The organism is Paraburkholderia lycopersici, from assembly GCF_900096975.1.
GTDB classification, from domain to species: Bacteria; Pseudomonadota; Gammaproteobacteria; order Burkholderiales; family Burkholderiaceae; genus Paraburkholderia; species Paraburkholderia lycopersici.
Map to the genome: position 1 here is coordinate 1 of NZ_FMYQ01000066.1, position 2,732 is coordinate 2,732.

Consider the following 2,732-nt stretch of genomic DNA (forward strand, 5'->3'; position numbering starts at 1 on the left):
CAGATCAAGCGCCACATCGACGATCATGTCTTCCTGGCCGCCTACCATGCGGCGCCTGCCGAGCTCGACGAGGATATCGACGGTCTTCAGGTCGTACTTCCTCGCGGCCACTTCCGAGTGGCGCAGGAAGCTCGAATACACGCCGGCATAACCGAGCGCGAGCGTCTCGCGGTCCACCCGCACCGGACGGTCCTGCAGCGGCCGCACGATGTCGTCGGCCGCGTCCATCAGCGTGTAGAGGTCCGTGCCGTGATTCCAGCCCACGCGCTCGGCCGCCGCGATGAACACTTCCAGCGGCGCATTACCGGCCCCCGCCCCCATCCCCGCGAGCGAGGCGTCGATGCGGTCGCAGCCCTCTTCCACCGCGACGATCGAGTTCGCCACGCCGAGCGAGAGATTGTGGTGCGCGTGCATGCCCGTCTGCGTTTCAGGTTTGAGCACCGCCTTCACCGCGCGGAACCGCTCGCGCACGTCGCCCATCGTCAGCGCGCCGCCCGAATCCACCACGTAAATCGTCGTCGCGCCGTAGCTTTCCATCTTCTTCGCTTCGATCGCGAGATTCTCCGGCGTGGTCATGTGGCTCATCATCAGGAAGCCCACGGTGTCCATGCCCAGCTCGCGCGCATATTCGATGTGCTGCCTCGAAATGTCCGCTTCCGTGCAGTGCGTGGCGATGCGCACCACGCGCGCGCCCGCGTTGTACGCCGCCTTCAGGTCGTGAATCGTGCCGATGCCGGGCAGCAGCAGCGTGGCGATCTGCGCGTGCGTGACCACGTCGGCCACCGCCTCGATCCACTCGAGGTCGCTGTGCGCGCCGAAACCGTAGTTGAAGCTCGAACCTTGCAGGCCGTCGCCGTGCGCCACCTCGATCGAATCGACCTTCGCCCGGTCCAGCGCGCGCGCGATGTCCTGCACGTTCCGGATCGAATACTGATGGCGGATTGCGTGGCTGCCGTCGCGCAGCGTCACGTCGGAGATATAGAGTTTCTTGCTCATGGCGATGTGTCCCTTAGGCTCCCTGCACGCTCAGAAGCGTCTGCGCCATGCGTTCGGCGGTCGCGAGCGCGGCGGAAGTCATGATGTCGAGATTGCCTGCGTAAGCGGGCAGGTAGTGCGCCGCGCCCTCCACCTCGAGGAACACCGAGGTCTTCAGGCCGCTGAACCTGCCGAGGCCCGGAACGTTGAGCGGCGCGTTCGCGGGAATCTCGTCGAACTGCACCTTCTGCTTGAGGCGATAGCCCGGGACGTAGGCATGCACTTTCGCGACCGTCTCCTCGATCGACTGCGCGATCTTCTCGCGGTCGGCCAGTTCGGACAACGTATAAACCGTGTCGCGCATCATGACGGGTGGCTCGGCCGGGTTCAGCACGATGATCGCCTTGCCCTTCGCCGCGCCGCCTACCACCTCGATCGCCTTCGAGGTCGTTTCCGTGAACTCGTCGATATTTGCGCGTGTGCCCGGCCCCGCCGACCTGCTGCTGATCGACGCGACGATTTCCGCGTAATGCACCTTCGCCACGCGCGACACGGCCGCCACCATCGGGATCGTCGCCTGGCCGCCGCAGGTGACCATGTTCACGTTCGGCGCGTCGATGTGCGCGTCGAGGTTCACCACCGGCACGCAGTACGGGCCGATGGCGGCGGGCGTGAGGTCGATCACGCGGATGCCAGGCTTGAACGCGCGCAGCAGCGCGTCGTTCTTCACGTGCGCGCCGGCCGACGTGGCGTCGAACACGAAGTCGATGTCGTTGAACACGGGCAGGCGCGTAAGGCCGACCACGCCTTCGTGCGTGGTCGCCACGCCGAGGCGCGCGGCGCGCGCAAGACCGTCGGAGCCCGGGTCGATGCCGACCATCGCCGCCATCTCCAGATGCTTGCTGTTGCGCATGATCTTGATCATCAGATCCGTGCCGATGTTGCCGGAGCCGACGATCGCGGCCTTGAGCTTTTCGGAAGCCATTTGAATTCCTTTATCAGGCGGAGAAAGTTGCGCGAACGCTGCCGAGGCCTTCGATCTGCGCGGTATAGGTGCCGGGTTCCTTCACGGCCGCCATCGGGCCGAGCGCGCCCGTGAGCACCACGTCGCCCGCACGCAGCGGCGTGCCGAACTGGACCATGCGGTCGGCGAGCCACACGGCCGCATTCAGCGGATTGCCGAGGCAGGCCGCGCCGTTGCCGCGCGAGAGCACCTCGCCGTCGCGCGAGAGTTCCATTGCGCACGCCGCGAGGTCGATCTGCGAAAGCGGCACCGGGCGGCTGCCCACCACGAAGCGGGCGCTCGAAGCGTTGTCCGCGACCGTATCGACGAAGCGGATGTCCCAGTTCTCGATGCGGCTGTCCACCACTTCGATCGCCGCGAGTGCATACGCGCTGGCCCGCAGGATGTCGACGAAGGTGTGCTTTTCCTGCGTGAGGTCGCGCTCCAGCACGAGCGCGATTTCGGCTTCCACCTTCGGCTGTATCAGTTGCGAAAGCGCAATGGGTTCGCTGTCGCCGTGGGCCATCGAGGCAAACAGCGCGCCGAAATCGGGCTGATCGACGCCGAGCTGCTTCTGCACCGCGAGCGAGGTCAGCCCGATCTTGCGGCCCACGATGCGCTCGCCGTTCGCCACGCGCAGATCGACGTTGGCCTGCTGCACGGCGTAGGCCGTGGTGATGTCGTCAGGGGCGATCTCGCCGCGCACTGGCGCAATCACCTCGCGCGACGCTTCCGCGTCGCGCAGGCGCGCGGC

3 protein-coding genes are annotated in these 2,732 nt (G+C 66.4%); all 3 read right to left on the reverse strand.

All coding sequences use genetic code 11. The features are described 5' to 3' along the window. The coding region (dmpG, locus tag BLU17_RS31940; RefSeq protein WP_092006705.1) for a 4-hydroxy-2-oxovalerate aldolase at positions 1–996 on the reverse strand (996 nt) is incomplete at its 3' end. Between the two features lie 13 nt (positions 997–1,009). Further along, the gene (locus BLU17_RS31945) at positions 1,010–1,960 is read right to left on the reverse strand and encodes an acetaldehyde dehydrogenase (acetylating) (RefSeq protein WP_092006708.1); all 951 of its coding nucleotides are present in this window, start codon (positions 1,958–1,960) and stop codon (positions 1,010–1,012) included. A gap of 13 nt (positions 1,961–1,973) precedes the next feature. Further along, the coding region (locus tag BLU17_RS31950) for a 2-keto-4-pentenoate hydratase (protein WP_092006711.1) at positions 1,974–2,732 on the reverse strand (759 nt) is incomplete at its 5' end.

Excerpts from the sequence above, each read along its gene's own strand:
- BLU17_RS31945 (WP_092006708.1), bottom strand. The coding sequence starts at position 1,960 with ATGGCTTCCGAAAAGCTCAAGGCCGCGATCGTCGGCTCCGGCAACATC.